A 25,280-nucleotide genomic window follows, 5' to 3' on the forward strand; every position below is an offset into this window, starting at 1 on the left:
TGCCTGGGGAGATGTGTCAGACCTTGAAGCCCGACACCGAACCCTTCAGTTCGACGGCGAGGTCGGCCAGCTGGCCGATCGACACAGCCGTCTGCTGGGTGCCGCGGGTGGTCTGCTCGGTGATGCTGAGAATGTCCTTCATGCTCTGTGCCACGCCGGTGGCGGTGGCGGCCTGACGCTGGGTGTCGGTGGAAATCTGTTCGATCAGGCGGGCGGTTTCCATCGACACCTGGCCGATCTCGGACAGCGCCTGGCCCGCGGCGTCGGACAGCTGGGCGCCCTCGACCACGTCTCGGGTGGCGTTTTCCATGGCGCCCACCGCGTCCTGGGTGTCGGTCTGAATGGTCTTCACGATCGCCGAGATCTGCTTGGTCGCCTCCGCCGAACGCTCCGCCAGGCGCTGCACCTCTTCCGCCACCACGGTGAAGCCGCGGCCCGCTTCGCCTGCCGAGGCCGCCTGGATGGCGGCGTTGAGCGCGAGCACGTTGGTCTGCTCGGTAATGTCGGAAATCAGTTCCACGATTTCGCCGATCTCCTGCGAGGATTCGCCCAGACGCTTGATGCGCTTGGAGGTTTCCTGGATCTTCTCGCGGATGTCGTTCATGCCGCGGATGGTGTTCTCCACCGCGTCCGCGCCCTTGCGCGCAGAATCCAGAGAGCGTCGCGCGACCTGTGCGGACTGCAGCGCGCGGGCCGAGGATTCGGTCATCGACTGGGCCATCTGCTCGACCGTGCTGCCGGCGGCCTTCAGTTCCTGCGCCTGCTTCTCGGTGGCGGCGAGCAGTTCGTTGGAGGTCTGCTGGGCGGACTGGGTGGCGGCGGTCACGCGGGTGGCGGCGTCGTTGATGCGGCGTACCAGCACCGACAGTTCCTCAATGGTGTAGTTCACCGAGTCGGCGATCGCCCCGGTGATGTCTTCCGACACCGTGGCGCGGATGGTGAGGTCGCCGTCGGCCAGATCGCCCATCTCGTTCATCAGCCGCAGGATGGCCTGCTGGGTCTGGTTGCGTTCGCCTTCGGCGCTGAGGCGCTGACGTTCCGACTCGAGGCGTCGGCTGGCGATATCGTCGTTGTAGGCCTTGGCCATCATGGCCAGTACGGCGATGCCGGCCAGCGCGGAGACCACCACCAGCAGGGTGATCGGATTGAGGCCGCGGAAGGCCTGGTTGTAGGCCTCGGACAACTCGTTGGTGCGCGCGAGCAGCGGGGTGGAATCGCGGAAGATGCGGCTGCCGGCCTGCTTGGCCTGCACCAGCAGCTGGATGTTGCCGAGGATGCCGGTGACCGAGTTGAGGGTCTCCTGCGCGGTCTGGTCGAGCTCGGCCAGGCGGGCGCGGGTCTCGGCGTCGTTGGAGGCCTGCTGCAACTGGGCGAGGTGTTCGCGGAAGGTATTGGTGTCCTTGCCGAGCAGGAAGGCCACTTCGGGGTCGATGGCGTCGGCCACCAGCAGCGCGTTGGCGTTCTTGGCCATGCGCTGGGTCAGCATCACCGCACGGTTGGCGGTGGCGATGTCACGAGGGTTGGCGCCGCCGAGCAGCTTGAGCGAAGCGACCTGCTCGGTGAGGTCGAGCAGCGTCGCGTTGCTGGCGTTGATGGCGTCGACCGATTCGTTGAGCGTGATCAGGTTCTTTTCCTGGGCGAGCAGGGCGGCGGTGTCCTGCTCGGTCTTGCGCCAGGCTTCGGTGAGCTTCTGCAGTGCGGGCTGTGCGGCGTCGGGGCTCGCCGGCACCGAACGGTCGTCGATCTCGCCGCCCTGGGTGAGGGCGCGCAGCAACATGCCGAAGCGGGCGCTGGCCTGGCGAAGCTCGGAGAAGGCCTGGGCGTTGCCCTGCAGCGAGAGCTGGGCGGCCTTGGCGATCTGCTGGGAGAGCATCTGCATTTCGCCCGCACTGGCCACATAGGTGGTGGCGTGACCGGCCTGACGGCCCTGGTAGACCAGCAGGCCGGCGGTGAGCAGGACCAGCACGGTGAACAGGGCGCCGAGGTTGCGCAGCCGCTCCGCCACCGGGCGCGCCTGTTGCGGCTCGCTGCCTGACGAGCCCTTGGCCGCGGCTGGTGGCGGGGTGTCGTGGGTTTCCAGAATGGTGGTGTCGGAGGCCGATTCGGCCGGGACGGTCTTCTTCTTTCCTAGGGACAGCTCTGGAAACTTAAATGCCATGTCGCGTGCTCCGCCACAAAGGGTCAATGCTGGCCGGATCGGCTCCGGCGTGAATGCTTATTCGATACCTGCGTCGAGAAACCCGGGATGCGCCAGCAGCTTGGGCACGTCGAGCTTCAGCCACAGCCGGTTCTGGTTGTCGCGCAGGCGCTGGGCGACCCAGGGGCGGGGGTCGGCCTCGCCCTGGTCTGCTTCGAAGTCTTCCCGGCTGCGCAGGCCCAGCGCGCGGGAGACCAGGATTGCACTGTTGATGCCATGCTTGGCGCCGACCAGCACCAGGCGCGCATGGCCTGCCGGGGAGATCGGCGCCCCCTGCTGGAAGGCCGAGAAATCGACCACGCCGAACAGCGTGCCACGCACGTTGGCGACGCCGCCGAACCATGGACGGGTTAGCGGGACCGGGCTGAGCGGCGGCACCGGCAGGATTTCGCCACTGTCGGTGAGGTCGATCAGCCAGTTCTCGCTGCCGGCCTGAAGGCCGAGCAGCGCGCGGCGGTCGCCGGTCTGTGCCTCGGCCAGGCGCCGGACCAGGCTTTCCTGGAACTCGCGCAGGCTGATCCGCTTGGCCATGGATCAGCCCAGTGCCTGGATGCGACCGAGCAGTTCCGCCTGGTCCACCGGCTTGACGAGGTAGTCGTAGGCGCCCTGGCGCATGCCCCAGATGCGGTCCGTTTCCAGTCCCTTGCTGGTGCACATGATGATGGGGATGGCGCGGGTGGCCTCGTCGCGCGAGATCGTGCGGGTGGCCTGGTAGCCGTTCATGCCGGGCATGACCACGTCCATCAGGATCAGGTCGGGCATTTCGCTCTTGCTCTTGGCGATCGCGTCCTCGCCGTTCTCGGCGGTCACGACCTGGTAGCCGTGCTTGACCAGCAGTTCGGTCAGCGCCAGGCGCTCGGTGGGGGAATCGTCAACCACGAGGATTTTCTTGATCGGCATCGTCTTGGCCTTCCGTCTCCGTTTCCGTTGTTGCCAGGTTCAGCCGGCCCGCTTCGGGGCGTGTTCGGCCACCGTCTTGAGCAGGCTGTCCTTGGTGAAGGGTTTGGTGAGGTATTCGTCCGAACCCACCATCCTGCCGCGCGCGCGGTCGAACAGGCCGTCCTTGGAGGACAGCATGATCACCGGGGTGGAGGACAGGCGGGGGTTCTTCTTGATCAGCGCGCAGGTCTGGTAGCCGTCCAGGCGCGGCATCATGATGTCCACGAAGATCACGTCGGGATGGTGGTCGGCGATCTTGGCTAGGGCGTCGAAGCCGTCCTCGGCGAGCAGGACCTGGCAGCCGGCCTGGCCGAGAAAGATCTCCGCGCTGCGCCGGATGGTGTTGCTGTCGTCAATCACCATCACCTTCAGTCCGCTCAGGTCCATGGTGTCAGTCCTCGCTGGTTCGTGCGCCCCGCCCCGCCGGCGGGAAGGCGCAAGCATACATCATTGGATTCACGCGTGCTGCGCGGGCGTCATATCTCGACAAGCTCGAAGTCTTCCTTGCGCGCTTCGCACTCCGGGCAGGTCCAGTTCGGCGGCAGGTCCTCCCAGCGGGTCCCGGGGGGGATGCCGTCGGCCGGCAGTCCGGCAGCCTCGTCGTAGATGAAGCCGCAGATCAGGCACATGTAGGTCTTGTATCCGGTGTCGGTCATCGGGCGGCGTGCTCGGTGATGATTGACGTAAAATGCGCCAAATCTTACCGCATTCAGTCCGCCGTGCCAGTCCTGGCCGGCGCCCCCCCGGATCATGCCCGCTGCGCTTCCCGAGTTTCCCCCGATCGTTCTCTGCCTTGCCGCCAGCGATGCCACCGGCGGCGGAGGGCTGCAGGCCGACCTGCTGACGCTCGGCAGCATGGGCTGTCATCCGCTGGGCGTGGTGACCTCGGTCAGCGTGCGCGACACGCGCGGCGTGGACGATCTGCTGTCTATCGACCCGGACGTGTTCGCCCTGCAGGCGCGGGTGGTGCTCGAGGACATCCCGGTACAGGCCTTCAAGCTCGGCATGTGCGGCGGCGTGGAGAACGTGGCCGCGGTGGCGGAGATCCTGTCGGACTATCCCGACGTGCCGTTGGTGCTCGAGCCTGCGCTGGCCTGCGGGCCGAGCGACGACGCGGAGGCCGAGGACATGGTCGCGGCGCTGGTCGAACTGATCCTGCCCCAGGTCACCCTGCTGGTGACCGGACGTGACGAGATCGTCCGCCTGGCCGGCGTGGATGCGGACGAGGACGACGACAGCGGGCCGCCGCTCGGTCCGCAGGAGGCCGCGGCGCGCTTGATCGCTCTGGGTACCGAGTACGTGCTGCTGACCGGTTCCGCGCAGCCCGGCGCGCAGGTGGTCAACCGGCTGATCAGTGCCGAGGGCGTCATCCGCACCGACGCCTGGGAGCGCCTTCCCGGCACATTCCTGGGCGCGGGGGCGACGCTTTCGGCAGCCGCCGCGGCGGCGCTCGCCCACGGCATGAGCGTGCCCGAGGCGGTGCGCGAGGCGCAGGAGTTCACCCAGGCCGCGCTCGCTGCGGCCTATCGCCCCGGCATGGGCGGCGCGGTGCCCGACCGTTTCTTCTGGGCGCGGCCACGCGACGACGATGAGCGCTGAATGGCCGCTGCGCGGGCTCTACCTGGTCACGCCCGACGAACCCGACACCGCCACGCTGCTGGCGCGCGTGGGCCGGGCGCTCGCGGCGCGCCCGGTGCTGCTGCAGTACCGCAACAAGCTGCTGGATGCTGCCGGGCGCCGTACCCAGGCCGCAGAGGTGCTGGCCCTGTGCCGTGCCGCCGGCGTGCCGATGGTGGTCAATGACAGCGTCGAGCTGGCGCTCGACATCGCCGCCGACGGCGTCCATCTCGGACGCGACGACGGCGACCCGGCCGCGGCCCGCGCGCGCCTCGGTGCCGGACGCATCATCGGCGTGTCCTGTTACGACGAGTGGGCGCGCGCCGTGGCCGGCGCCCGTGCCGGCGCCGACTACCTCGCCTTCGGGGCGATGTTCGCCTCGCCCACCAAGCCGGCCGCGGTGCGTGCGCCGCTGGAACTGCTCGGCCGCGCACGACGCGAGCTCGGTCGGCCGGTGGCGGCGATCGGTGGCATCACCGCGGAGAATGCGGCCCAGCTGGTCGCTGCCGGCGCCGACCTGCTGGCGGTGATCAGCGACGTGTTCGCCGCTCCCGACCCGGCCGTGCGCGGTGCCGAGTACGCCGCGGTCTTCCGTGCTGGACCCCGCCCGGCCGCGCGGCCACAATGACTCCCTTTTCAAGCAAGCGAACGAATACGCCATGAACAGCCGAAACGAAGCCCTCTTCCAGCGTGCCCAGCGAACCATCCCCGGCGGCGTCAACTCGCCCGTGCGGGCCTTCCGCTCGGTGGGCGGCACGCCGCGCTTCCTGGCGCGCGCGGAGGGCGCGCGGGTGTGGGATGCGGACGGCAAGGCCTATGTGGACTACGTCGGTTCCTGGGGGCCGGCGATCGCCGGCCATGCGCACCCGGCCATCGTCGAGGCGGTGCGCGAGGCGGCGCTGAAGGGCTTGTCCTTCGGCGCGCCGACCGAATCCGAGGTCGACATGGCCGAGCTGCTGTGCGAGCTGCTGCCGTCGATGGAGATGGTGCGCCTGGTCAGCTCCGGCACCGAGGCGACGATGAGCGCCATTCGCCTGGCGCGCGGCTTCACCGGGCGCGACGCGATCGTCAAGTTCGAGGGCTGCTACCACGGCCACGCCGACAGCCTGCTGGTGAAGGCCGGCTCCGGCCTGCTGACCTTCGGCAACCCGTCCTCGGGCGGGGTGCCGGCGGACTTCGCCAAGCACACCATCGTGCTCGACTACAACGACCTGGACGGCGTCGAGCAGGTCTTCAAGGCACGTGGTGGCGAGATCGCCGCGATCATCGTCGAACCGGTGGCCGGCAACATGAACCTGATCAAGCCCGCGCCCGGTTTCCTCGAAGGCCTGCGCCGGCTGTGTACCGAGTACGGCGCGGTGCTGATCTTCGACGAAGTGATGACCGGCTTCCGCGTCGGCCCGCAGGGCGTACAGGGCCTGTACGGCATCACCCCGGACCTCACCACGCTGGGCAAGGTGATCGGCGGCGGCATGCCGGTGGGCGCCTTCGGCGGGCGGCGCGACATCATGGAGAAGGTCGCCCCGCTGGGCGCGGTGTACCAGGCCGGCACGCTCTCCGGCAGCCCGGTGGCGGTGGCCGCGGGCATCGCCTCGCTGCGCCTGACGCGCGAACCCGGCTTCTACGAGCAACTGGCGGCGCGCACCCGCGCCCTGGTCGACGGGCTGGCGGCCGCCGCGCGCGAAGCGGGCATCACCTTCAGCGCGGATGCGGTGGGCGGCATGTTCGGGGTGTATTTCAGCGCAGCGGTGCCCGGCTCTTTCGCCGACGTCATGGCTTCGGACCGTGAGCGCTTCAACCGCTTCTTCCACGCCATGCTGGACGCCGGCCACTACTTCGCACCCTCGGCCTTCGAGGCCGGCTTCGTCTCCGCCGCGCACGGCGACGCCGAGATCGCCGATACCGTGGCGGCGGCGCGCAAGGTGTTCGCGGAACTGGCTGCATGAACGGCAAGGCCTTCGACCTGGTGATCGTCGGCGGCGGGCTGGCCGGCGCCAGCCTGGCGGTGGCGCTGCGCGCCAGCCGGCTGTCCATCGCGGTGGTCGAATCGCGCCCGCCGCTGCGTGCGACCGGCTGGGATGCGCGGGTGTATGCGATCAGCCCGGCCAACGCGGCCTTCCTGCGCGAACTGGGGGTGTGGCAACACCTCGATGCCTCGCGGGTGTGCCCGGTGCATGACATGGCAGTGTTCGGCGACGCCGGCGGCCGGCTGGATTTCTCCGCCTACGACAGCGGACTGGGCGAACTGGCCTGGATACTCGAGGCCGGGCTGATGCAGGCCGAACTGTGGGAGACGCTGAAGCGCCAGCACAACGTCACCCTGCTGTGCCCCGCAACGCCGCAGTCCCTGGTGCTGGACGAGGGTGGCGCCACGCTGACCCTGGACGGTGGCCGCAGCATCCGCGCCCGCCTGGTGGTGGGGGCGGACGGCGCCAACTCCTGGGTGCGCCAGCAGGCCGGCATCGAGGCGCGTTTCACGCCCTACGAGGAGATGGGCGTGGTGGCCAACTTCCGTTGCAGCAGGCCGCATCGCAACACCGCCTTCCAGTGGTTCCGCGAGGACGGCATCCTTGCCTGGCTGCCCTTGCCCGACAATCACATGTCCATGGTGTGGTCCGCGCCGGATGCGGTGGCGCAGGACTTGCTCGCGCTCGATGCCGGGGCGCTGTGCGAGCGGGTCGCGGCAGCCGGCGGCGGCTTGCTGGGCGACTTCGAAGTGGTCACCACGGCGCAGGGCTTCTCGCTGCGCCTGATGCGCGTCGGACGCACCGTGGCGCCGCGCGTGGCGCTGATCGGCGATGCGGCGCACGCCATCCATCCGCTGTCCGGGCACGGCATCAACCTGGGTTTCCAGGATGCCCGCGCGCTGGCCGGTGTGCTCGGCGCATTGCCCGAGTGGCGCGATCCGGGCGAACTCGGCGTGCTGCGGCGCTATGCGCGCGAACGGGCCGAGGAGCCTTTGCTGATGCAGTACACCACCCACGCGCTGAATCGCCTGTTCAACAATCGCAACCCCGTACTCGCGGCAGTACGCAACGTGGGACTGAACCTCACCAACGCGCTGCCTGTCGTACGCAATGCCCTGATCCGCTACGCGGTGAATGGCCGTTTCTAATTTCCGGAGAACTCGATGCTGTCCAACAAGCTGCGCCCCGCCGCCCTCGTCCTCGCCTTGGCCACTGCGGGGCTTGCCCAAGCGTCCGAAGAGGCGGTGAAGAAGGGTATCGAAACCTTCATCGGCGCCCAGGTGGTCGAGTCCGTGAACCGCACGCCCTACGGCGAGCTCTATGAGGTGGTGCTCAAGAGCGGCGAACTGATCTACACCGACGCCAAGACGAGCTTCATCGTCGATGGCCGCATCATCGACGCCAAGACCCGGGCCGACGTCACCCGCGAACGCCTCAACCAGCTCTCCGCGATCGATTTCGGCATCCTGCCGCTGGACCAGGCGATCAAGCAGGTGCGCGGCGACGGCAAGCGGGTGCTGGTGACCTTCGAGGACCCGAACTGCGGCTACTGCAAGCGCCTGGGCAAGGAACTGGTGAAGATGGACAACCTGACCACCTACACCTTCCTGTACCCCATCCTCAGCCCGGACTCCACTGAGAAGTCGCGCAACATCTGGTGCGCCAAGGACCAGGCCCAGGCCTGGAACGACTGGATCGTCGATGGCAAGACGCCGCCCGCCGCCAAGTGCGACAGCAGCGTGATAGACCGCAACGTGGCGCTGGGACAGCAGCTGCGCATCAGCGGCACGCCGACCATGTTCCTGGCCGACGGCAGCCGTATCGGCGGTTATGTGCCGGCGACCGAGCTGGAGAAGGCCCTGTCGGCAGTGGCCAAGTAAGGCGCGGCAGCGAGCTTCCAGGATTCGGGGCGCCCGGGCGGCGCCCCGAGTTTTTTCAGGGCTTCGGCGGCTGCATGCCGCGCGGCAGCAGCACCCACATGCGGCCCTGCTGGCGCATGCGCCCCGCACGCGCGCCGGCTTCCGGGCCGAAACCCCAGAAGAAGTCTGCCCGCACCGCGCCCTTGATTGCCCCGCCGGTATCCTGCGCGAGCATCAGCCGGCGCAGCGGGCGGTCGGACAGCGGGTAGGTGGTGGACAGGAACACCGGCGCGCCCAGCGGGATGCTGCGCGGGTCCACCGCGATGCTGCGCTGGTCGGTGAGCGGCACGCCCAGCGCGCCGATCGGGCCGCCGCCGGTCTGCGGCAGTTCGCGGAAGAACACGTAGCTCGGGTTGGCGTTGAGCAGCTCCGACAGGCGCTGCGGGTTGCGCCGCGCCCAGGCCTTGATGCCGTCCATCGAGGCCTTGTCCAGGGTCAGCTCGCCCTGGGCGATCAGCCAACGCCCGATCGAGTTGTAGGGGTGGCCGTTGTGATCCGCGTAGCCGACGCGCACGCGCTGGCCGTCGGGCAGCTCCACCCGGCCGGAGCCCTGCACCTGTAGGAAAAACAGGTCGATCGCATCCTCGGCCCACAGCAGTACCGGGGCGGGTACGCCGGCACCGCGCTGCTCCAGCTCTCCGCGCGAGTAGTAGGGCACGACGCGATTGCCTTCCAGCCGCCCGCGCAGGCGCATGTTCTTCAGTTCGGGGTACTGTTCGCCCAGGTCGATGGTCAGCATGTCGGCGGGCACGCCGTGCACCGGCCAGCGGTAGCGCTGGCTGCGTTCGCGGCTGCCCTTGATCAGCGGTTCGTAGTAGCCGGTGACCAGGCCTTCGCGCCCCCCGTCCGGATTGACCACCGTCCAGGGTAGGAAACGGTCCTCGAAGAACTGCCGGGCGATCGCCGGCGACACCTTCTCGCCCAGGCTCGCGGCTGCGGTGCAGACCGCCTGCCAGCCGGGGCGCGAACCCAGCACCGTGCACGACTCGCGCAGTGCGGGCCAGGCCGCCGCGTGGTCGTCGTCGCGCCAGCCCTCCAGCGCGGACCAGTCGGCCGCCTGCAGCGGCTCCGCCGCGGGCGCGGTGAGCGTCGCCGGCGGTGCTTCGGGTTTCGGGCACACCGGACAGGCGGGGCAGGGGGCAGGTTTTGGGCAGGCGAGCGGTTCGGGGCTTGGCGCCGGTGCCCGGGTGGCGCAGCCGCCGAGCAGTGTGGCCAGGATCAGCGCGCCGGCCTGCAGGCCGGGCAGTCGTGTGGAGCGTGGGATCATCGAGCAGGGCTTCGGGTTACACTCGGGGCGGATTTGCCAGTATACCGGCCGCTGCGACGCCCGCGGGCGCGGGCCGGCGGATGACGGAAAGTGGTCAGCCAGGAGTTGCGCAATGTGGGTGATATTTCTCGAAGCCGGCGTCGCGCTGGCGCTGCTGCTGATCATCGTCTGGGCAACCTGGCCTAAGAAAGACCGCAACAAGCAGGACGAACGAACCACCGATGAGTGATCCCCGACCGCAGGCGATGTCCGGTATCGCCGACCTTTCAAGTCTGATCGAACGTGCCGAGCGCGTGCTGGCGCGCTTCGAGGCCATCCTTCCAGGCGCCCCGGAGGCCCCGGACTGGTCCGCCTCCACCGCCTTCCGCTGGCGCCGCAAGCAGGGCCGTGCCTGGCTGCAGCCGGTGGCCCATCCGCATGTGATCCGCCTCGCCGACCTGCAGGACATCGACGAGCAGAAGCAGCGCATCGACGACAACACCCGCCAGTTCCTCGCCGGCCGGCGCGCCAACAACGTGCTGCTGACCGGCGCGCGCGGCACCGGCAAGTCCTCGCTGGTGAAGGCGGTGCTGGCCGAGTACGCGAGCGAGGGGCTGCGCCTGATCGAGGTGGACAAGTCCGAGCTGGTTGACCTGCCGGATATCGTCGAACTGCTCGACGGCCGCCCGGAGCGCTTCATCCTGTTCTGCGACGACCTCTCCTTCGAGGAGGGCGAGGCCGCCTACAAGGCGCTCAAGAGCGTGCTCGACGGCTCGGTGTCGGCGGTGCCGGACAACGTGCTGGTGTATGCCACCTCCAACCGTCGCCATCTGATGCCCGAGTACCACGACGAAAACCTGCAGGCCCGGCATGTGGACGGCGAGATCCATCCCGGGGAGGCGACCGAGGAGAAGATCTCGCTGTCGGAGCGTTTCGGCCTGTGGGTGTCCTTCTACCCGTTCAACCAGGACGAATACCTCGCGATCGTCGCGCACTGGCTGCGTGCCTTCGGCCTCAAGCCCAAGGCGGTCGAGCGCGCCCGCCAGGAGGCCCTGCAGTGGGCCTTGATGCGCGGTTCGCGCTCGGGCCGGGTGGCCTGGCAGTTCGCCCGCGATTACGCCGGCCGGCAGGCGGGATGAGGCGATGAAGAAGATCGTCGATGTGGCGGCGGGGGTGATCACCCGGCCCGATGGCAGCTTCCTGCTCGGCCAGCGCGCGCCCGGTACCTTCTATCCCGGCTACTGGGAGTTTCCCGGCGGCAAGGTGGAGCCGGGCGAAACGCCGGCCGCCGCGCTGGTGCGCGAACTGGACGAGGAACTCGGCATCCGGGTGCATGCGCTCAACCCCTGGCTGATGCGCGAGCACCATTACGAGCATGCCCATGTGCGCCTGCATTTCTTCGAGGTGCATGACTGGTCCGGCGAGGTGAACGACCATGTGCACAGTGCGCTCGCCTGGCAGTGGGCCGACCGCCTGAAGGTGGCGCCGATGCTGCCGGCCAACGGCCCCATCCTCAAGGCCTTGCGCCTGCCGCGCGCCATGGGCATCACCCATGCCGGGGAGATCGGCGTCGCAGCCCAGCTTGCGGCGCTGGACGCGGCACTGAGCGCCGGCCTGCGCCTGGTGCAGGTGCGCGAACCGCTGCTCGATGAGGACGAACGCGGCGCCTTCGCCGTCGAGGTGGTGCGTCGTGCGCACGCGGCGGGGGCTCTGGTGGTGATCAACGGCGACGAGGCGCTGGCGCGTGCCTGCGGGGCGGATGGCGTTCACCTGCGGGCGGTGCAGTTGGCCGCACTGGAGGCGCGTCCGGATCTTCCCTGGGTGGGGGCGTCCTGCCACAGCCGGACGGAGCTCGAGCGGGCTGCGGCGCTGGAGCTGGACTATGCGGTGCTGGGTGCGGTGCGCGAAACGCCGACCCACCCCGGACAGGCGGCGCTGGGCTGGGACGGCTTTGGCCGCTTGGCCGCGGAACTGTCGATACCGGTGCTGGCGCTGGGTGGTGTGGCGCCGGCCGACATGAGCGCTGCGCGGGCGTCTGGCGCGCATGGAATTGCCGCGATCCGTGGTGCGTGGGCCGCGTGAGCGCGGGGCAGGGGGGGCGCTTCTCCGATCTATCGCGCCCCGTGTAGGAGCGGCCTTGGCTGCGATGCGGCCTACTAGGAAACGGTCGCCGCCTCGCGGCCAAGGCCGCTCCTACGGGCTCGCTGCAGTTCAGCTGCGGCCGGTATCCGCGTCGGGGTCGGGCGGTGCGTCGGCCGGTACGCGGTAGTTCTCGGATGCCCAGGCGCCCAGGTCGATCTGCCGGCAGCGCTCGGAGCAGAACGGGCGGTAGCGGCTCTCCGGCTTCCACTCCACCGCCTTCCCGCAGCTCGGGCACTTCACCGTGCGTGGCGTGTTGTCGCTCACCCTCGTCCCCTCACAGGCTGCAGAAAGTCAGCTCGAACGGTACGTCGCGTTCGGCCAGGCGCGGGCGGGCGAGGGTTTCCGGCATCACGAAACGGATGTTCAGCGCGTATTTGTTGGCGCTGATCTCGGGCACCACCGCTTCGCTGTGGTTGAGCGTCAGGCGCAACATCTGCGCGCTGCGCCCGCCCATGGTGAGCTGGTAGGTGCCGCAGCGTGCGACCTGGCTTTCGGCGCGGCCGCTGGCGCGCAGCAGGCGCAGCACGATGCTCAGTCCGTCGCGGATCGGCGTCATCGGCGAGAGCCAGCCTTCCAGGTCGCGCCGCCGGTGTTCCGGCTCGCGGTTCAGCCAGTAGTGGTAGGAGGGCAGGTCGAACTGGCAGACCCCGCCCGGAATCGAGGCACGGCTGCGGATGCCCATCAGCCATTCGTTCTCGCGCAGGTACTGGCCGATCTTGCCGGCCATGGCGAGCAGCGAGGACGAGGCCTGCTCGATCTCGTAGAGCGCGCCGGACAGCGCTTTTTCGGAAATTTCGGGATTGTTGCGGAAGCCCATCAGGATCTGGCGCTGGCGCTCGAGTTCCTGCACCAGATCGACCTTGAGGTCGGCGCGGCTGGCTACTTCCAGCACTTCGAACAGGGTGAGCAGCGCGACGTGATGATCCTGCGGAGCGTCGCCGCGCAGGAAATGCCCGATCTTGCGGTAGAGGTCCTCGAGGCGCAGGAGCGTTCGGATACGCTCGTTCAGAGGGTATTCGTAGCTAATCACCGCGCATGGCCTGCAAGAAGGGTCGTCTCCGCATGTTCGGGCCATAATAGCACAGCGATTTGCATGCGATTGAACGTCATTATCGCTTGGCGAGGGCGAGGTAGCGCCGATGCAGCGCCTCGATCCGTGGCGTCAGTTCGGCGAGCGGGCCGCTGTTGTCGATGACGTCGTCGGCCACCGCGAGCCGCTCGGCGCGGCTGGCCTGCGCGGCCATGATGGCGCGGATCTGCGCCTCGGGCAGGGCACTGCGTGCGCGAACCCGTTCGATCTGCAGCGACTCGGGGCAGTCGACCACGCACAGGCGGTCGCAGCGTTCGCGCCAGTTGCCGGATTCGACCAGCAGCGGAACCACCAGCACCACGTAGGGGGCCTGTGCGGCCGCGCACTGGCGGGCGGATTCGCTGCGGATGAGGGGGTGGAGAATGGCCTCCAGCCGGCCGCGGGCCGCCGGATCGGAGAACGCCAGGGCGCGCATCGCGGCGCGGTCGAGCGAGCCGTCGGCGGCGATCACCGCGGGGCCGAAGGCGGTCTCGATCTCCGCCATGGCCGCCCCGCCGGGTGCGGTAAGCGTATGGGCGATCAGGTCGGTATCGACCAGCGCCGCGCCGAGCCGGCCCAGGCCGTCGGCTACTGCGGTCTTGCCGCTGCCGATGCCGCCGGTCAGCCCGACCACGTAGGGACGTGGCGTCACGGTTGCGCGCAGTCGCCCGGACGGGCTGACGCCGGCAGGCTGCCCTCGGTCATGCGGGCGTCGATGAGCGCCTGCGCGCCGCGTACCTCGACGCGGTACACGGTGGTACTGCGGGTGCCGATCGATGCGCTGCGCACGCCGAACTTGCGCAGCCGTTCCAGGTGCTGCGTGGCGGCGGCCTCGGTCTTGAACAGGCCGAGCGACACAGCGTACTGGTTGGGGCCCGAGTCCTGGACGATATAGAACTCGTCGACGCCGAGCGCGCGCAGTTCGCGTCCCTTGCGTTCGGCGTACTCGCGGGTGCCGTCGGGCGGAATGCGCACCCACCAGCCGGTGATCGCCTCCGCCCCGGTGCGCTGCACCGCCAGCTCGGCGGTGTCGAAGTTGCGAACCACCGCATCCGCCGTTTCGCCGCCGAGGCCGTCGAAGGCGACGCAGCGGGTGGCCGTGGCGGCGGGCGGCGCCGCGGCGGCGGTGCTCGGGTCGTCTCCATTGCCCGTCTCGCCAGCGCCGTCATCGGCTGCCGGCGCCGGCGCCTGCTCGACGGGTGCTGCTTCGGGCACCGCCGCCAGCGGCGCGGAGGCTTCGCCATGTAGCCGGATGCGCTCCGGATTGAGCTGGTTCGTCAAGCGCTCCGGCTCGCCGCGCGGCGCGCTGACGCCGAGCAGGCCGGTGGACGCGGCCAGGGCGAGCAGGTTGAGCAGCAGCAGGACGATGAACAGCAGGCGCAGGATGGACATGGCGAAAGGCGCGGGGCGGGCGGCGTCCCGGGTCAGCCGACCTTGGGCAGATGGGCGAGCGAAGCCGCCACCGCCTCGGCCGGGTAGTCGTAGTTCTCCAGCTGGCCGCTGAAGTAGCGGTCGAAGGAGCTCATGTCGAAGTGCCCGTGGCCGGTAAGGTTGAAGAGGATGGTCTTCGGTTCGCCGGTCTCCTTGCACTTGAGCGCCTCGTCGATCGCCGCGCGGATCGCGTGGCAGGACTCGGGGGCGGGGATGATGCCTTCGGCACGGGCGAACTGCACGCCGGCCTCGAAGGTGGCGAGCTGGGGCACGGCGACCGCCTCGATCCGGCCTTCGTGGAAGAGCTGCGAGACCAGCGGCGAATCGCCGTGGTAGCGCAGGCCGCCGGCGTGGATGCCCGGCGGCATGAAGTCGTGGCCCAGGGTGTACATCTTCATCATCGGGGTGAAGCCCGAGGCGTCGCCGAAGTCGTAGGCGTACTCGCCCTTGGTGAGCGTGGGACAGGAGGTCGGCTCCACCGCCACGCAGCGCAGCTTCTCGGCGCGCTTGTCGCCCGCAGCCTTGTCGGCGAGGAAGGGGAAGGCGATGCCGCCGAAGCTGGAGCCGCCGCCGCAGGGGCCGAAGATCACGTCGGGATAGAGGCCGATCTTGTCGAACTGCTTCTTGGCCTCCAGGCCGATGATGCTCTGGTGCAGCAGCACGTGGTTGAGCACCGAGCCCAGGGTGTAGTTGGTGTCGGCGCGCCCGGCGGCCTCTTCCACCGCTTCCGAGATGGCCAGGCCGAGCGAGCCCTGGTTGTCCGGGTCGCGCGCCAGCACGTCGCGGCCGGTCTGGGTCATGTCGGAGGGGCTGGCGAACACCTCGGCACCCCAAGTCTGCATCATCAGGCGGCGGTAGGGTTTCTGGTGGTAGCTTACCTTGACCATGTAGACCCGCACTTCCATGCCGAACATCTGTCCGGCGAAGGAAATGGACGAGCCCCACTGGCCGGCGCCGGTCTCGGTGGTCAGCCGCTTGATGCCGGCCTGCTTGTTGTAGAAGGCCTGCGGCACCGCCGAGTTGGGCTTGTGCGAACCGGCCGGGGAGACGCCTTCGTACTTGAAGAAGATCTTTGCCGGGGTGCCCAGCGCACGCTCCAGACGCACCGCACGCATCAGCGGGGCGGGGCGCCAGATCTTGTAGATCTCGCGCACTTCCTCGGGAATGGCGATCCAGCGTTCGGCGCTCATCTCCTGTTCGAGGATGGCGCCGGGGAAGATCGCGCCCATCTGCTCGGGCGTGGCCGGGTTGCCGTCGGGCCCCAGCGGCGGGGCCGGCGGATTGGCCATGTCGGCCACCACGTTGTACCAGTGGGTGGGAATCTCGTTCTCGTCGAGCAGGATGCGCGTTGCGTCGGTCATGCTATCTCCCTTGATATGCGGGGCGGGTGGCTCGGGCCCCCGCCGTTCGGATGTTGGCGAATATTAGCCCATCACGCCTGGCCGGGGGCGCCGGGGGCGAGGGTGGCGAGGCCGATCAGCACCAGATTGTCGATGCGCCGCAGCGGTAGCTCGAGCAGCTCGGCGAAGCGTCCCGCGGCGCCGCCGGAGAGCAGGCACAGCGCCCCGGGTTGGCCGGAAATCTGCGCGAACATGCGCTCCACCGCGCCGGCCTGGGCGTGCAGGCAACCGCTGACGATGGCATCCACCGTGCTGCGCGGCGTGTCGCGGAAGTGGCCGTCGGCGAGCGGCAGCTGGGCGGTGTTGCCGGCCAGCGCGCGCAGCATCAGGTCCACGCCGGGCAGGATGATGCCGCCGCGGAACAGGCCGTCGGCGTCGAGCAGGTCGGCGGTGGTGGCAGTGCCGGCACAGACCACCAGGCAAGGGCCGCGATGCAGGCGGCGAGCGCCGATCAGTGCGGCCCAGCGGTCGGCGCCGAGCTGGCCGGGAACGGTGTAGGCATTGCGCACCCCGGCGCGGGCGGCGGTGACCGTGAGCCATTCGACCGGCAGGCCGGCTGCCGCCAGGGGCGCTTCGAGCAGGGCGCGCACCGCCGGGCCGGCCACGTTGGCGCCCAGTACGCGGTCGATGCCGGGGTGGGCGGCCAGCACTGCGGGCAGGGCCGCGGCCGCTTCGGCGTGCTCGAAGCCGCCTTCGGCCAGCCAGGCTCCCGGTTCGGCGCCGCTGTCGGTCACGCTCCACTTGATGCGGGTGTTGCCCGCGTCCAGCAGCAGCATCATCCGGCCGCCCGCAGCGAGACTTCGCCCGACAGCACGCGGCTCAGGCCCGCCTCGCCGCGTATCAGCAGGGCGCCGTCCTCGTCCACGCCGGCGCACAGGCCGGTGAGTTCGCCGCCCTCGCCGCTGATGCGCACCGGCAGATCGGCAAAGGCGTTGCGCTGCTGCCACGCGCCGCGCAGGGCGGCGAAGCCCGCGGTGGCGTAGAGCTCGAAGAGGTCGTGCAGTTCGGCCAGCAGCAGGCCGAGCAGGGTGGCGCGATCGGGCAGTGGGCTGCCGTGGGCGGAGAGGTCGGTGACGCCGGGCTGGTCGGGAATGTGGGCGTCGGCGGGCAGTTGCAGGTTGACGCCGATACCGATCACCGCGGCCGGGGTGCGTCCTCGGCCGGGCAGCAACTCGACCAGGATGCCGGCAAGCTTCTCGCCGTGCACCAGCACGTCGTTGGGCCACTTGAGTTGCAGGCCCTGGACGCCGAGCTTCTCCAGCGCGCGGGCGAGCGCCAGTCCCGCCACCAGCGAGAGGCCGGCCGGCACCGGGCTGCCGGGAGCAAAGCGCCACAACGCGGAAAAGGTCAGGCTGGCGCCGGGCCAGGACTGCCACTGGCGTCCGCGCCGGCCGCGTCCCGCGGTCTGCCGTTCGGCAGCCAGGACGTGGATGCGGCCGTCGTCCGCGGGGGGGTGGTCGACCAGCTCGGAGTTGGTCGAAGCGCATTCGTCGACCACGCGCAGGGCGAACGCGCCGGCGCGGTGGCCGAGGGCGGCGAGGGTCAGGGCCGGGTCGAGCGCAAGGCCGGGCGGAGAGTGGAGCGGGGCGAAGGGCGGGGTGGTGCCGGTCATGACGGAAACGGGGCTTGGGGAGCCCGCATTATCCGTCATTGCCCGGACATGCACGAGCGTGGTGCGCGCCGAACTGCGGCTCAGCCCGCGGACTCGCTCTCCTCGCCACCACGGTCGTCGTCCATGCCCAGCTCCTGGATCTTGCGGGTGATGGTGTTGCGCCCGATGCCCAGCAGCTGCGCGGCGTCTATGCGCCGGCCGCCGGTGGCGGCGAGCGCGCGGCGGATCAGCGTGCGTTCGAACTCGCGGGTGAGGCGGTCGAAGACCTCGTTGGGGTGGGTGGCGATCAGGCGGTCGGCCTCGACGCCGAGGGCGTCGGTCCAGCTCACCGGAGTTTCGATGTTGGGCTGGTCGCGCATCTCGGGCGGCAGATCGGCGACTTCCACGGTCTGGCCGGGTGCCATGACGGTGAGCCAGTGGCAGAGGTTCTCCAGCTGGCGGACGTTGCCCTGGAAGGGCAGAGCCTGCAGGTACTTGAGCGCGGCCTCCGAGATGCGCTTGGGCTCCACGCCCAGATCCTGGGCGCTGCGCTGCAGGAAGTGGCGCACCAGGATGGGAATGTCCTCGCGGCGCTCGCGCAGTGCCGGCAGGCGCAGGCGGATGACGTTGAGGCGGTGGAACAGATCCTCGCGGAAAAGGCCCTGGCGCACCCGGTCTTCCAGGTTCTGGTGGGTGGCGGCGATCACCCGCACATTGGCCTTGATCGGCTGGTGGCCGCCGACGCGGTAGAAGTGGCCGTCCGAGAGCACGCGCAGCAGGCGGGTCTGCAGTTCCGGCGGCATGTCGCCGATTTCGTCGAGGAACAGGGTGCCGCCTTCGGCCTGCTCGAAGCGCCCGCGGCGCTGGGTGGCCGCGCCGGTGAAGGCACCGCGTTCATGGCCGAACAGTTCGGATTCGAGCAGGTCACGTGGAATGGCGGCGGTGTTGATGGCGATGAAGGGCGCATCGCGCCGCGGGCTGTGACGGTGCAGCGCACGCGCCACGAGTTCCTTGCCGGTGCCCGATTCGCCGTTGATCAGGACCGTGGCGTGCGACTGGGAGAGCCGGCCGATGGCGCGGAAGACCTCCTGCATCGACGGCGCCTGGCCGAGGATCTCCGGCGCCAGGGAGGTATCCAGGTCTGCACCGACTTGGTGCGCGCTCTGGTCGATCGCTCGTCGGACGAGTGCGACCGCCTGATCGACGTCGAAAGGCTTGGGCAGGTATTCGAAGGCGCCGCCCTGGAAGGCCGCGACCGCACTCTCCAGGTCGGAATAGGCGGTCATGATGATCACCGGCAACTGCGGGTGGCGGGCCTTGACCTTCTGCAGCAGGTCCAGGCCCGACTCGCCCGGCATGCGGATGTCGGACACCAGCACCTTGGGCGGCTGGGCTTCGTCCTCCAGCGCGAGCAGCGCTTCGCTCGCCGAGGTGAAGCTGCGGTGGGGGATGTCCTCGCGCCCGAGCGCCTTTTCCAGCACCCAGCGGATGGAACGGTCGTCGTCAACGATCCAGACTGTATTCATGAGCTATGCACTATTCTGGTGCGAGCACTGCCGGCCTTTCCGGTCAGGAGCGCTCGGTGATTGGCAGCAGGATCGTGAAGCAGGTCCGCCCGGGGCGGCTTTCCACTTCGATCATTCCCTGGTGCTGCTCGATGAAGCTCTGGGCCAGCGACAGGCCCAACCCGCTTCCGCCTTCCCGCCCCGAGACCAGCGGATAGAAGATCTTGTCGCAGATCTCTTCCGGGATGCCGGGGCCGTTGTCGATCACTTGCAATTCCAGTGCCAGCTTGAAACGGCGCTTGGCCAGGGTGACCTGGCGGGCCACCCGGGTGCGCAGGCGGATCTCGCCGTGCCCGCCCAGGGCCTGGGCGGCGTTGCGCACGATGTTGAGGATGGCCTGGATGAGCTGCTCGCGGTCGGCGGTCAGTTCCGGCAGGCTGGTGTCGTAGTCGCGGCGCACCGACAGTTCCGGGAATTCGGCGAGGATCAGCCGGCGCACACGCTCGAGCACGTCGTGGATGTTGAGCTGCCCCGGGCGCATCATGCAGTGCGAGGTCAGCAGGCGGTTCATCAGGTCCTGCAGGCGGTCGGCCTCGGCGATGATGACCTCGGTGTACTCGCGCAGCAGCGGGTCGGTGAGCTCGCGTTCGAGCAATTGGGCCGAGCCGCGGATGCCGCCCAGCGGGTTCTTGATCTCGTGCGCGAGGTTGCGGATCAGCTCGCGGTTGGCCTGTTGCTGCTGGAGCAGTTGCTCCTCGCGCGCCACGCGCAACTGGGCATCGATCGGGCGGAACTCGAGCAGCAGGCTGACGCCTTCCGCCTCGATCGGGCTGACCGTGCAGTCCAGGTGCAGCGCTTCGCTGCCGGGACGCTGGATGCGCAGATCCTGCCCGGTGTAGCTCCAGCTGTTGTGCAGGGCGTTGTGCAGCGCGGCCGCGAGGCCAGGCGGATCGCCGAGCAGGCGGGCCAGCGGCTGCCCGAGCAGCTTGCGCTGGCTGATCGCGAAGAGGTTTTCCGCGCCCGGATTGAGATAGCGGATGATCAGTTCGGCGTCGACCAGCACGACGGCCGAGGAGAGCAGATCAAGTCCGGCAAAGGGGCCGGCGGTGGTGAGGGTGTGCGTGTGTCGGGTCATGGGCGCGGTCGGAGTTTGCCGTGGAACTGCTTAGCAAGACGCGCGCCAGAGCGACCGGATTACCTCAGCTCGCGCAGCTCGCGCTTCAGCGCATCGACGTTGCGCTGGTGCTGCTCGACCTTTTCCTTGAATGGCGCAAGGCGGTCGAGCACGCGCTGGTAGTTGCGCTCGTTGCCGTAGCGCACGGCTTCCTGGTCGGCCAGCGCCTTCTGCGCCTCGGCCAGCGCGGATTCCTCCTGCGCGAGTTCCTTCTCGAGAATCTGGCGGCGCGACTGGTCGCGCTCGCGCTGCGCGTCGGGGCTCACCCGCGGAAAGTTCTGCGGCGCGGCGGACGGCGCCGGGCTCGGACGGGCCGCGGGCGCAGGGATCGTGGACACCGGCTGGTCCTGCGACAGCTGCGTGCAGCCCTTGGCGATGGTCCGGTCGTTGGTATAGGTGACGCGCCCTTCCTCATCCACGCACTTGTAGACCTGCGCGTGTGCCGAACCGGCAAGGAGGGTGAGCAGCAGGAGCAGTCTGTGCATCGGTGTTTTCATCCGGTCGAATCGGATCGATTATGACTCCGGCTTTGTGGCAGAGGTTCTGCGAGCCGGTCGGACGATTAGACCCGATAAAAAAGGGACGGGCAATGCCCGTCCCTTTCTGGCGACTGCCGAAGCCCGGATTACAGGCTGTAGTACATGTCGAATTCCACCGGGTGGGTGGTCACGCGCAGGCGGTTCACTTCCTCGGACTTCAGCTCGATGAAGGCATCGATGAAGTCATTGGAGAACACGCCGCCGCGGGTCAGGAACTCACGATCCTTGTCCAGCTCGGCCAGGGCCTGGTCCAGGCTGAAGCACACGGTCGGGATCAGCGCGTCTTCTTCCGGCGGCAGGTCGTAGAGGTTCTTGTCGGCCGGGTCGCCCGGGTGGATCTTGTTCTGGATGCCGTCCAGGCCCGCCATCAGCAGCGCGGCGAAGCACAGGTAGGGGTTGGCAGCCGGATCCGGGAAGCGCGACTCGATACGACGGCCCTTCGGGTTGGCGACGTAGGGGATGCGGATCGAGGCCGAGCGGTTGCGGGCGGAGTAGGCCAGCTTGATCGGGGCTTCGTAGTGCGGCACCAGGCGCTTGTACGAGTTGGTCGCCGGGTTGGTGATCGCGTTCAGCGCCTTGGCGTGCTTGATGATGCCGCCGATGTAGTACAGCGCGGTCTCGGACAGGCCGGCATAGCCGTTGCCCGCGAACAGGTTCTGGCCGTCCTTCCAGATCGACTGGTGCACGTGCATGCCGGAGCCGTTGTCGCCGACGATGGGCTTGGGCATGAAGGTGGCGGTCTTGCCGTACTGGTGGGCGACGTTGTGCACGATGTACTTCAGCGTCTGGGTCCAGTCGGCGCGCTTGGTCAGGGTGCTGAACTTGGTGCCGATCTCGCACTGGCCGGCGTTGGCCACTTCGTGGTGGTGCACCTCGACCGGGATGCCGGCGGCTTCCAGCGCCAGGCACATGGCGGCGCGGATGTCGTTGAGGCTGTCGACCGGCGGAACCGGGAAGTAGCCGCCCTTGACCTTCGGACGGTGGCCGGTGTTGCCGCCTTCGAACTTGTCGGCGGTGGACCAGGCGGCCTCTTCGGAGATGATCTTGCTCATCACGCCGGACATGTCGACCGACCACTCGACCGCGTCGAAGATGAAGAATTCGGGCTCGGGACCGAAGAAGGCGGTGTCGCCGATGCCGGTGCTCTTCAGGTAGGCCTCGGCGCGCTTGGCGATCGAGCGCGGGTCGCGGTCATAGCCCTTGCCGTCGGACGGCTCAACCACGTCGCAGGTCAGCACCAGGGTGGTTTCGTCGAAGAAGGGGTCGATGTAGGCGGAGGCTGCGTCCGGCATCAGGATCATGTCGGAAGCCTGGATACCCTTCCAGCCGGCGATCGACGAACCGTCGAACGGGTGGCCTTGCTCGAAGTGCTCCTCTTCGAAGGCCGACACCGGCAGGCCGACGTGCTGCTCCTTGCCGCGAGTGTCGGTAAAGCGCAGGTCAACGAAGCGGACTTCGTTTTCCTGGATCATCTTCATGACGTCTTGAGCGTTCATATTCACTCCTGGTGAGATGAGGCGAAATTCGGGTAACGGTCACTCCGTTGCGGCGCAATAAAGCAGTATCCGTGCCATGCGTTTCGGGGCCGTTCAGCATTGTGCCACAAGGGCAATTTGCACAGCGGGTCGGCAGAGATGCACCAAGACGGTGCTGTGCGCGATGGGTGCGCCCTCTTATGGTGCGATGCGGGTATAGAAGTCGATGCTGCGGTAGATCGGGTCCTGGTCGATACGGTCTGTCGCGCGCCGTTTGAGTGCATCGAGATCCGATCGCGGGCATGCGGGCAAGAGCACTTCGACCTCCAGGCGATCGCCGAGATAGTGGATCTGCACCCGCAGCGGAGCCGGTCCATCTGCGCCGATGATCTCGCGCACCAGTTCTGCGACCTGCTGGCGTCCGGGCAGCGGACCGGGCGGAACGACCTGCAGGTCGCCGTCGTCCTCGGCGTCGATGTGCACCAGCACCTCCTGGACGTCCGGATGGGCGGCGCGCACGCGGAAGTACACCGCGTCGGAGACGCGATGGCCTTCGGAGACGGTGATGCGCGGGTCGACGCGGACATGGGCGTCGCACAGGACCTTGTCGGCCATGCGCCGGGTGCGCAGGTCGTGCAGGCCTGCGACGCCCGGGGTTTCGGAGATGGTGGTCCGCAGGCGGTCGAGTTCTTCCTCGGGCAGGCCGGTGTCGATCAGCTCGCGCACCGCCCGCCAGGCCAGGCGCACCCCCATGTGCGCGATCAGGAAGCCGACCACCGCCGCGGCCAGCGGCTCGAGAAAGGTGTAGCCGGCCAGGCTGCCGCCGATGCCCGCGGCCACCACCAGCGAGGACGCCGCATCAGAGCGCGCATGCCAGGCATTCGCCTCGAGCACCGGCGCCTTCAGGCGGCGCGCCGCGCGCAGCGTGAAGCGGAACAGGCCCTCCTTCGCGGCGAGGGTGAAGATGGCCATGACCAGCGCCGCCGGATGGAGGGCGGGGAGCTGGCCGGTGCTCTGCAGGCGGAGGCCGGAACTCCACAGGAAGCCCAGGCCGACGCCGAGCAGCACCACGCCCAGCGCCAGCGAAGCGACGGTTTCGATGCGCCCGTGGCCGTAGGGGTGGTTCTTGTCGGCCGGTTCGGCGCCGCTGCGCGCGGCGAGCAGCACCATGATGTCGGTGACCAGGTCGGACAGGGTGTGGGTGGCGTCGGCCACCAGGCTGAAGGCGTTGGCGAACAGGCCGACGATCACCTGACCGATGGCGAGCGTGGCATTGGTGAGGATGGCCACCAGGGTGACTTTCTGGATGGCGGCGCCGCGTTCGGCGTTGCCCGGCGCGGCGCGGGGCGGAAGGGTGTGCGAGTCGGTGGAGGGCATGTCGTGGCGCGGTCGGCGGGGGTATACTTTGCAGTTCGACTCCATTCTAGCCGGACCGCCTTATGGGAACCCTCTCCGACCTGCTCAGGCTTGCCGAGCAGCGTGCCCAGCAACTCAAGCTGCCCTACCAGGGGGCGCTGACGCCGCAGGAGGCTTGGCAGGTGTGGCAGCACGCGCCGGGGGCAAAACTGGTGGACGTGCGAACCCGCGCCGAGTGGGACTGGGTCGGCCGCGTGCCCGGCGCGGTGGAGATCGAGTGGCAGAGCTGGCCGGGTGGCCAGCCGAACCCCAACTTCGTTGCGCAGTTGCGCCACCAGGTCGACCCCGAGGCCCTGGTGATGTTCATGTGCCGCTCCGGCGCCCGCTCGGACGCGGCGGCGCGTGCCGCCATCGGCGCCGGCTACAGCAACTGCTACAACGTCCTGGAAGGTTTCGAGGGCGACCGCGACGCCAACGGCCAGCGCAACCGCGTCGGTGGCTGGCGGCATGCGGGCCTGCCCTGGCACCAGGGCTGAACCGGCCCCCCGCGGGCTTATCCCAACGAGTTCACGCAGAGACCACGCATCATGGAAGTCGCCACCATCGCATTCGACCGCTTCAACGTGCTGCAGGACGAGGAAGCCCAGGAACGCATCCGCGCCGCGCGCGCGCGCCTGGGCAACAAGGCGGTGCTGCTGTGCCACCACTACCAGCGCGCCGACGTATACCGCCACGCCGACCTGACCGGCGATTCGCTCAAGCTCGCGCGCCTGGCGTCCGAGACCGACGCCGAGTTCATCGTCTTCTGCGGCGTGCATTTCATGGCCGAGGTCGCGGACATCCTCTCCAAGCCGGGGCAGACAGCGATCCTGCCGGACTTGGCGGCCGGCTGTTCGATGGCCGACATGGCCAACCTCGCCAAGGTCGAGCGCTGCTGGCGCGAGCTCACCGAGGTGCTGGGCAGGCCGGATGAGCTGATCACCCCGGTCACCTACATCAACTCCGCGGCCGACCTGAAGGCCTTCTGCGGCGAGCACGGCGGCATCGTGTGCACCTCGACCAATGCGCCGACCATCCTCGACTGGGCCTTCGCACAGCGCGAGAAGGTGTTGTTCTTCCCCGACCAGCACCTGGGCCGGTGGACCGGCTACAAGAAAGGCATCGCGCTCGACGAGATGGTGGTGTGGGACCCGGACCTGGAGTACGGCGGCCTCACCCCGGAGCAGATCCACAAGGCCAAGATCCTGCTGTGGAAGGGGCACTGCTCGGTGCACCAGATGTTCCAGGAGAGCCACATCCGCCGCTGGCGCATGCAGCACCCGGACGGCTTCGTGATTTCGCACCCGGAGAGCAATCTCGACGTGTGCATCAACTCCGACTACGTCGGCTCCACCGAGTACATCATCAAGACCATCGCCGCAGCACCGCCCAATACCCAGTGGCTGGTGGGCACCGAGCTGAACCTGGTCAACCGCCTGGCCGAGGAGATGAAGCCGGAAGGCAAGACCGTGCAGTTCATGGCGCCCACGGTGTGCATGTGCTCGACCATGCAGCGCATCGATCCGCAGCATCTGGCCTGGTCGCTGGAGAACCTGGCCGACGGCAAGGTGGTGAACGCCATTCGCGTGCCGGCGCATGAGGCGGAACTGGCCCGCGTGGCACTGGACCGCATGCTGGCCGTGTCCTGAACGGCCCGCTCACCGCGAGAGAAAA

General features: G+C 68.8%; 27 protein-coding genes. 9 read left to right on the forward strand and 18 right to left on the reverse strand.

The features are described 5' to 3' along the window. Positions 1–16: 16 nt before the first annotated feature. The 5 genes from IAI53_RS16065 to IAI53_RS16085 all read right to left on the reverse strand — a co-directional run bounded on the left by IAI53_RS16065 (position 17) and on the right by IAI53_RS16085 (position 3,765). Positions 17–2,158 (reverse strand): methyl-accepting chemotaxis protein, encoded by a 2,142-nt coding sequence (locus IAI53_RS16065; RefSeq protein ID WP_187719148.1) that lies wholly within the window; start codon positions 2,156–2,158, stop codon positions 17–19. A gap of 57 nt (positions 2,159–2,215) precedes the next feature. Then, a complete protein-coding gene (locus IAI53_RS16070) occupies positions 2,216–2,728 on the reverse strand; it encodes a chemotaxis protein CheW (protein ID WP_187719149.1) in 513 nt (170 codons plus the stop codon). A 3-nt stretch (positions 2,729–2,731) separates the two neighbouring features. After that, a complete protein-coding gene (locus IAI53_RS16075; RefSeq protein ID WP_222948324.1) occupies positions 2,732–3,097 on the reverse strand; it encodes a response regulator in 366 nt (121 codons plus the stop codon). Positions 3,098–3,136: 39 nt separating this feature from the next. Further along, positions 3,137–3,523, reverse strand: coding sequence for a twitching motility response regulator PilG (pilG, locus tag IAI53_RS16080; protein ID WP_187719150.1), 387 nt, complete (start codon positions 3,521–3,523; stop codon positions 3,137–3,139). Between the two features lie 89 nt (positions 3,524–3,612). Continuing rightward, positions 3,613–3,765 carry a rubredoxin gene (locus IAI53_RS16085; RefSeq protein WP_285891460.1) on the reverse strand — a complete coding sequence of 51 codons (153 nt, stop codon included), beginning with the start codon at positions 3,763–3,765 and terminating at the stop codon, positions 3,613–3,615. A 121-nt stretch (positions 3,766–3,886) separates the two neighbouring features. On the opposite strand from IAI53_RS16085, the gene thiD reads away from it, so the two are divergent. Genes thiD through IAI53_RS16110 form a run of 5 tightly spaced genes read left to right on the forward strand, consistent with a single transcriptional unit; the run spans position 3,887 to position 8,600 of the window. Next, the gene (gene thiD, locus IAI53_RS16090; RefSeq protein WP_187719152.1) at positions 3,887–4,735 is read left to right on the forward strand and encodes a bifunctional hydroxymethylpyrimidine kinase/phosphomethylpyrimidine kinase; all 849 of its coding nucleotides are present in this window, start codon (positions 3,887–3,889) and stop codon (positions 4,733–4,735) included. After that, positions 4,725–5,381 (forward strand): thiamine phosphate synthase, encoded by a 657-nt coding sequence (gene thiE, locus IAI53_RS16095; RefSeq protein WP_187719153.1) that lies wholly within the window; start codon positions 4,725–4,727, stop codon positions 5,379–5,381. The genes thiD and thiE overlap by 11 nt, the downstream gene beginning before the upstream one ends. Before the next feature lie 31 nt (positions 5,382–5,412). Beyond that, the gene (hemL, locus tag IAI53_RS16100) at positions 5,413–6,699 is read left to right on the forward strand and encodes a glutamate-1-semialdehyde 2,1-aminomutase (RefSeq protein ID WP_187719154.1); all 1,287 of its coding nucleotides are present in this window, start codon (positions 5,413–5,415) and stop codon (positions 6,697–6,699) included. Beyond that, positions 6,696–7,868, forward strand: coding sequence for a UbiH/UbiF family hydroxylase (locus IAI53_RS16105; RefSeq protein ID WP_187719155.1), 1,173 nt, complete (start codon positions 6,696–6,698; stop codon positions 7,866–7,868). The genes hemL and IAI53_RS16105 overlap by 4 nt, the downstream gene beginning before the upstream one ends. 15 nt (positions 7,869–7,883) lie before the next feature. Further along, positions 7,884–8,600 carry a DsbC family protein gene (locus tag IAI53_RS16110; protein WP_187719156.1) on the forward strand — a complete coding sequence of 239 codons (717 nt, stop codon included), beginning with the start codon at positions 7,884–7,886 and terminating at the stop codon, positions 8,598–8,600. Between the two features lie 55 nt (positions 8,601–8,655). On the opposite strand, the gene mltA is transcribed toward IAI53_RS16110, so the two are convergent. After that, a complete protein-coding gene (mltA, locus tag IAI53_RS16115; protein WP_432813926.1) occupies positions 8,656–9,906 on the reverse strand; it encodes a murein transglycosylase A in 1,251 nt (416 codons plus the stop codon). A 245-nt stretch (positions 9,907–10,151) separates the two neighbouring features. Between mltA and IAI53_RS16120 the strand changes: the two genes are divergently transcribed. Beyond that, entirely contained in the window at positions 10,152–11,024 is an 873-nt protein-coding gene (locus IAI53_RS16120) for an ATP-binding protein (protein ID WP_187719476.1), read from the forward strand. Positions 11,025–11,028: 4 nt separating this feature from the next. Next, on the forward strand, positions 11,029–11,967 hold the full coding sequence (locus IAI53_RS16125) for a Nudix family hydrolase (protein ID WP_187719158.1): 939 nt from the start codon (positions 11,029–11,031) through the stop codon (positions 11,965–11,967). Positions 11,968–12,096: 129 nt separating this feature from the next. On the opposite strand, the gene IAI53_RS16130 is transcribed toward IAI53_RS16125, so the two are convergent. The 12 genes from IAI53_RS16130 to IAI53_RS16185 all read right to left on the reverse strand — a co-directional run bounded on the left by IAI53_RS16130 (position 12,097) and on the right by IAI53_RS16185 (position 23,588). Then, on the reverse strand, positions 12,097–12,291 hold the full coding sequence (locus IAI53_RS16130; protein ID WP_187719159.1) for a DNA gyrase inhibitor YacG: 195 nt from the start codon (positions 12,289–12,291) through the stop codon (positions 12,097–12,099). 10 nt (positions 12,292–12,301) lie between these two features. Continuing rightward, a complete protein-coding gene (gene zapD / locus IAI53_RS16135) occupies positions 12,302–13,057 on the reverse strand; it encodes a cell division protein ZapD (RefSeq protein ID WP_187719160.1) in 756 nt (251 codons plus the stop codon). Positions 13,058–13,136: 79 nt separating this feature from the next. After that, on the reverse strand, positions 13,137–13,748 hold the full coding sequence (gene coaE, locus IAI53_RS16140) for a dephospho-CoA kinase (protein ID WP_187719161.1): 612 nt from the start codon (positions 13,746–13,748) through the stop codon (positions 13,137–13,139). Then, positions 13,745–14,488 carry an SPOR domain-containing protein gene (locus IAI53_RS16145; RefSeq protein WP_187719162.1) on the reverse strand — a complete coding sequence of 248 codons (744 nt, stop codon included), beginning with the start codon at positions 14,486–14,488 and terminating at the stop codon, positions 13,745–13,747. The genes coaE and IAI53_RS16145 overlap by 4 nt, the downstream gene beginning before the upstream one ends. A 32-nt stretch (positions 14,489–14,520) precedes the next feature. Beyond that, positions 14,521–15,888 (reverse strand): TrpB-like pyridoxal phosphate-dependent enzyme, encoded by a 1,368-nt coding sequence (locus IAI53_RS16150; RefSeq protein ID WP_187719163.1) that lies wholly within the window; start codon positions 15,886–15,888, stop codon positions 14,521–14,523. A gap of 71 nt (positions 15,889–15,959) precedes the next feature. Continuing rightward, entirely contained in the window at positions 15,960–16,706 is a 747-nt protein-coding gene (locus IAI53_RS16155) for a type III pantothenate kinase (RefSeq protein ID WP_187719164.1), read from the reverse strand. Then, on the reverse strand, positions 16,703–17,539 hold the full coding sequence (locus tag IAI53_RS16160; RefSeq protein ID WP_187719165.1) for a biotin--[acetyl-CoA-carboxylase] ligase: 837 nt from the start codon (positions 17,537–17,539) through the stop codon (positions 16,703–16,705). Before IAI53_RS16160 ends, IAI53_RS16155 begins: the two co-directional genes overlap by 4 nt. Positions 17,540–17,619: 80 nt before the next feature. Continuing rightward, complete coding sequence (gene ntrC, locus IAI53_RS16165) at positions 17,620–19,044, reverse strand: nitrogen regulation protein NR(I) (protein ID WP_187719166.1); 1,425 nt, start codon at positions 19,042–19,044, stop codon at positions 17,620–17,622. 43 nt (positions 19,045–19,087) lie between these two features. Continuing rightward, on the reverse strand, positions 19,088–20,158 hold the full coding sequence (gene glnL, locus IAI53_RS16170; RefSeq protein ID WP_187719167.1) for a nitrogen regulation protein NR(II): 1,071 nt from the start codon (positions 20,156–20,158) through the stop codon (positions 19,088–19,090). 59 nt (positions 20,159–20,217) lie between these two features. Next, positions 20,218–20,682 carry a DUF4124 domain-containing protein gene (locus tag IAI53_RS16175; RefSeq protein WP_225433335.1) on the reverse strand — a complete coding sequence of 155 codons (465 nt, stop codon included), beginning with the start codon at positions 20,680–20,682 and terminating at the stop codon, positions 20,218–20,220. Between the two features lie 140 nt (positions 20,683–20,822). After that, on the reverse strand, positions 20,823–22,232 hold the full coding sequence (gene glnA, locus IAI53_RS16180) for a type I glutamate--ammonia ligase (RefSeq protein ID WP_187719169.1): 1,410 nt from the start codon (positions 22,230–22,232) through the stop codon (positions 20,823–20,825). A gap of 177 nt (positions 22,233–22,409) precedes the next feature. Continuing rightward, a complete protein-coding gene (locus IAI53_RS16185) occupies positions 22,410–23,588 on the reverse strand; it encodes a cation diffusion facilitator family transporter (protein WP_187719170.1) in 1,179 nt (392 codons plus the stop codon). 62 nt (positions 23,589–23,650) lie between these two features. Here IAI53_RS16185 and IAI53_RS16190 point away from each other — a divergent pair, with 62 nt between their 5' ends. Further along, the gene (locus IAI53_RS16190) at positions 23,651–24,103 is read left to right on the forward strand and encodes a rhodanese-like domain-containing protein (RefSeq protein WP_187719171.1); all 453 of its coding nucleotides are present in this window, start codon (positions 23,651–23,653) and stop codon (positions 24,101–24,103) included. 51 nt (positions 24,104–24,154) lie between these two features. Next, the gene (nadA, locus tag IAI53_RS16195; protein WP_187719172.1) at positions 24,155–25,255 is read left to right on the forward strand and encodes a quinolinate synthase NadA; all 1,101 of its coding nucleotides are present in this window, start codon (positions 24,155–24,157) and stop codon (positions 25,253–25,255) included. Positions 25,256–25,280: the final 25 nt, after the last annotated feature.

Origin of the sequence: Thauera sedimentorum (genome assembly GCF_014489115.1) — a bacterium.
Classification (GTDB): Bacteria; Pseudomonadota; Gammaproteobacteria; order Burkholderiales; family Rhodocyclaceae; genus Pseudothauera; species Pseudothauera sedimentorum.

Coding starts and splice junctions, on each gene's coding strand:
- IAI53_RS16065 (WP_187719148.1), bottom strand. CDS start 2,158: ATGGCATTTAAGTTTCCAGAGCTGTCCCTAGGAAAGAAGAAGACCGTC.
- IAI53_RS16070 (WP_187719149.1), bottom strand. CDS start 2,728: ATGGCCAAGCGGATCAGCCTGCGCGAGTTCCAGGAAAGCCTGGTCCGG.
- IAI53_RS16075 (WP_222948324.1), bottom strand. CDS start 3,097: ATGCCGATCAAGAAAATCCTCGTGGTTGACGATTCCCCCACCGAGCGC.
- pilG (WP_187719150.1), bottom strand. CDS start 3,523: ATGGACCTGAGCGGACTGAAGGTGATGGTGATTGACGACAGCAACACC.
- IAI53_RS16085 (WP_285891460.1), bottom strand. CDS start 3,765: ATGTGCCTGATCTGCGGCTTCATCTACGACGAGGCTGCCGGACTGCCG.
- thiD (WP_187719152.1), top strand. CDS start 3,887: ATGCCCGCTGCGCTTCCCGAGTTTCCCCCGATCGTTCTCTGCCTTGCC.
- thiE (WP_187719153.1), top strand. CDS start 4,725: ATGAGCGCTGAATGGCCGCTGCGCGGGCTCTACCTGGTCACGCCCGAC.
- hemL (WP_187719154.1), top strand. CDS start 5,413: ATGAACAGCCGAAACGAAGCCCTCTTCCAGCGTGCCCAGCGAACCATC.
- IAI53_RS16105 (WP_187719155.1), top strand. CDS start 6,696: ATGAACGGCAAGGCCTTCGACCTGGTGATCGTCGGCGGCGGGCTGGCC.
- IAI53_RS16110 (WP_187719156.1), top strand. CDS start 7,884: ATGCTGTCCAACAAGCTGCGCCCCGCCGCCCTCGTCCTCGCCTTGGCC.
- mltA (WP_432813926.1), bottom strand. CDS start 9,906: ATGATCCCACGCTCCACACGACTGCCCGGCCTGCAGGCCGGCGCGCTG.
- IAI53_RS16120 (WP_187719476.1), top strand. CDS start 10,152: ATGTCCGGTATCGCCGACCTTTCAAGTCTGATCGAACGTGCCGAGCGC.
- IAI53_RS16125 (WP_187719158.1), top strand. CDS start 11,029: ATGAAGAAGATCGTCGATGTGGCGGCGGGGGTGATCACCCGGCCCGAT.
- IAI53_RS16145 (WP_187719162.1), bottom strand. CDS start 14,488: ATGTCCATCCTGCGCCTGCTGTTCATCGTCCTGCTGCTGCTCAACCTG.
- IAI53_RS16150 (WP_187719163.1), bottom strand. CDS start 15,888: ATGACCGACGCAACGCGCATCCTGCTCGACGAGAACGAGATTCCCACC.
- IAI53_RS16155 (WP_187719164.1), bottom strand. CDS start 16,706: ATGATGCTGCTGCTGGACGCGGGCAACACCCGCATCAAGTGGAGCGTG.
- IAI53_RS16160 (WP_187719165.1), bottom strand. CDS start 17,539: ATGACCGGCACCACCCCGCCCTTCGCCCCGCTCCACTCTCCGCCCGGC.
- ntrC (WP_187719166.1), bottom strand. CDS start 19,044: ATGAATACAGTCTGGATCGTTGACGACGACCGTTCCATCCGCTGGGTG.
- glnL (WP_187719167.1), bottom strand. CDS start 20,158: ATGACCCGACACACGCACACCCTCACCACCGCCGGCCCCTTTGCCGGA.
- IAI53_RS16175 (WP_225433335.1), bottom strand. CDS start 20,682: ATGCACAGACTGCTCCTGCTGCTCACCCTCCTTGCCGGTTCGGCACAC.
- glnA (WP_187719169.1), bottom strand. CDS start 22,232: ATGAACGCTCAAGACGTCATGAAGATGATCCAGGAAAACGAAGTCCGC.
- IAI53_RS16185 (WP_187719170.1), bottom strand. CDS start 23,588: ATGCCCTCCACCGACTCGCACACCCTTCCGCCCCGCGCCGCGCCGGGC.
- IAI53_RS16190 (WP_187719171.1), top strand. CDS start 23,651: ATGGGAACCCTCTCCGACCTGCTCAGGCTTGCCGAGCAGCGTGCCCAG.
- nadA (WP_187719172.1), top strand. CDS start 24,155: ATGGAAGTCGCCACCATCGCATTCGACCGCTTCAACGTGCTGCAGGAC.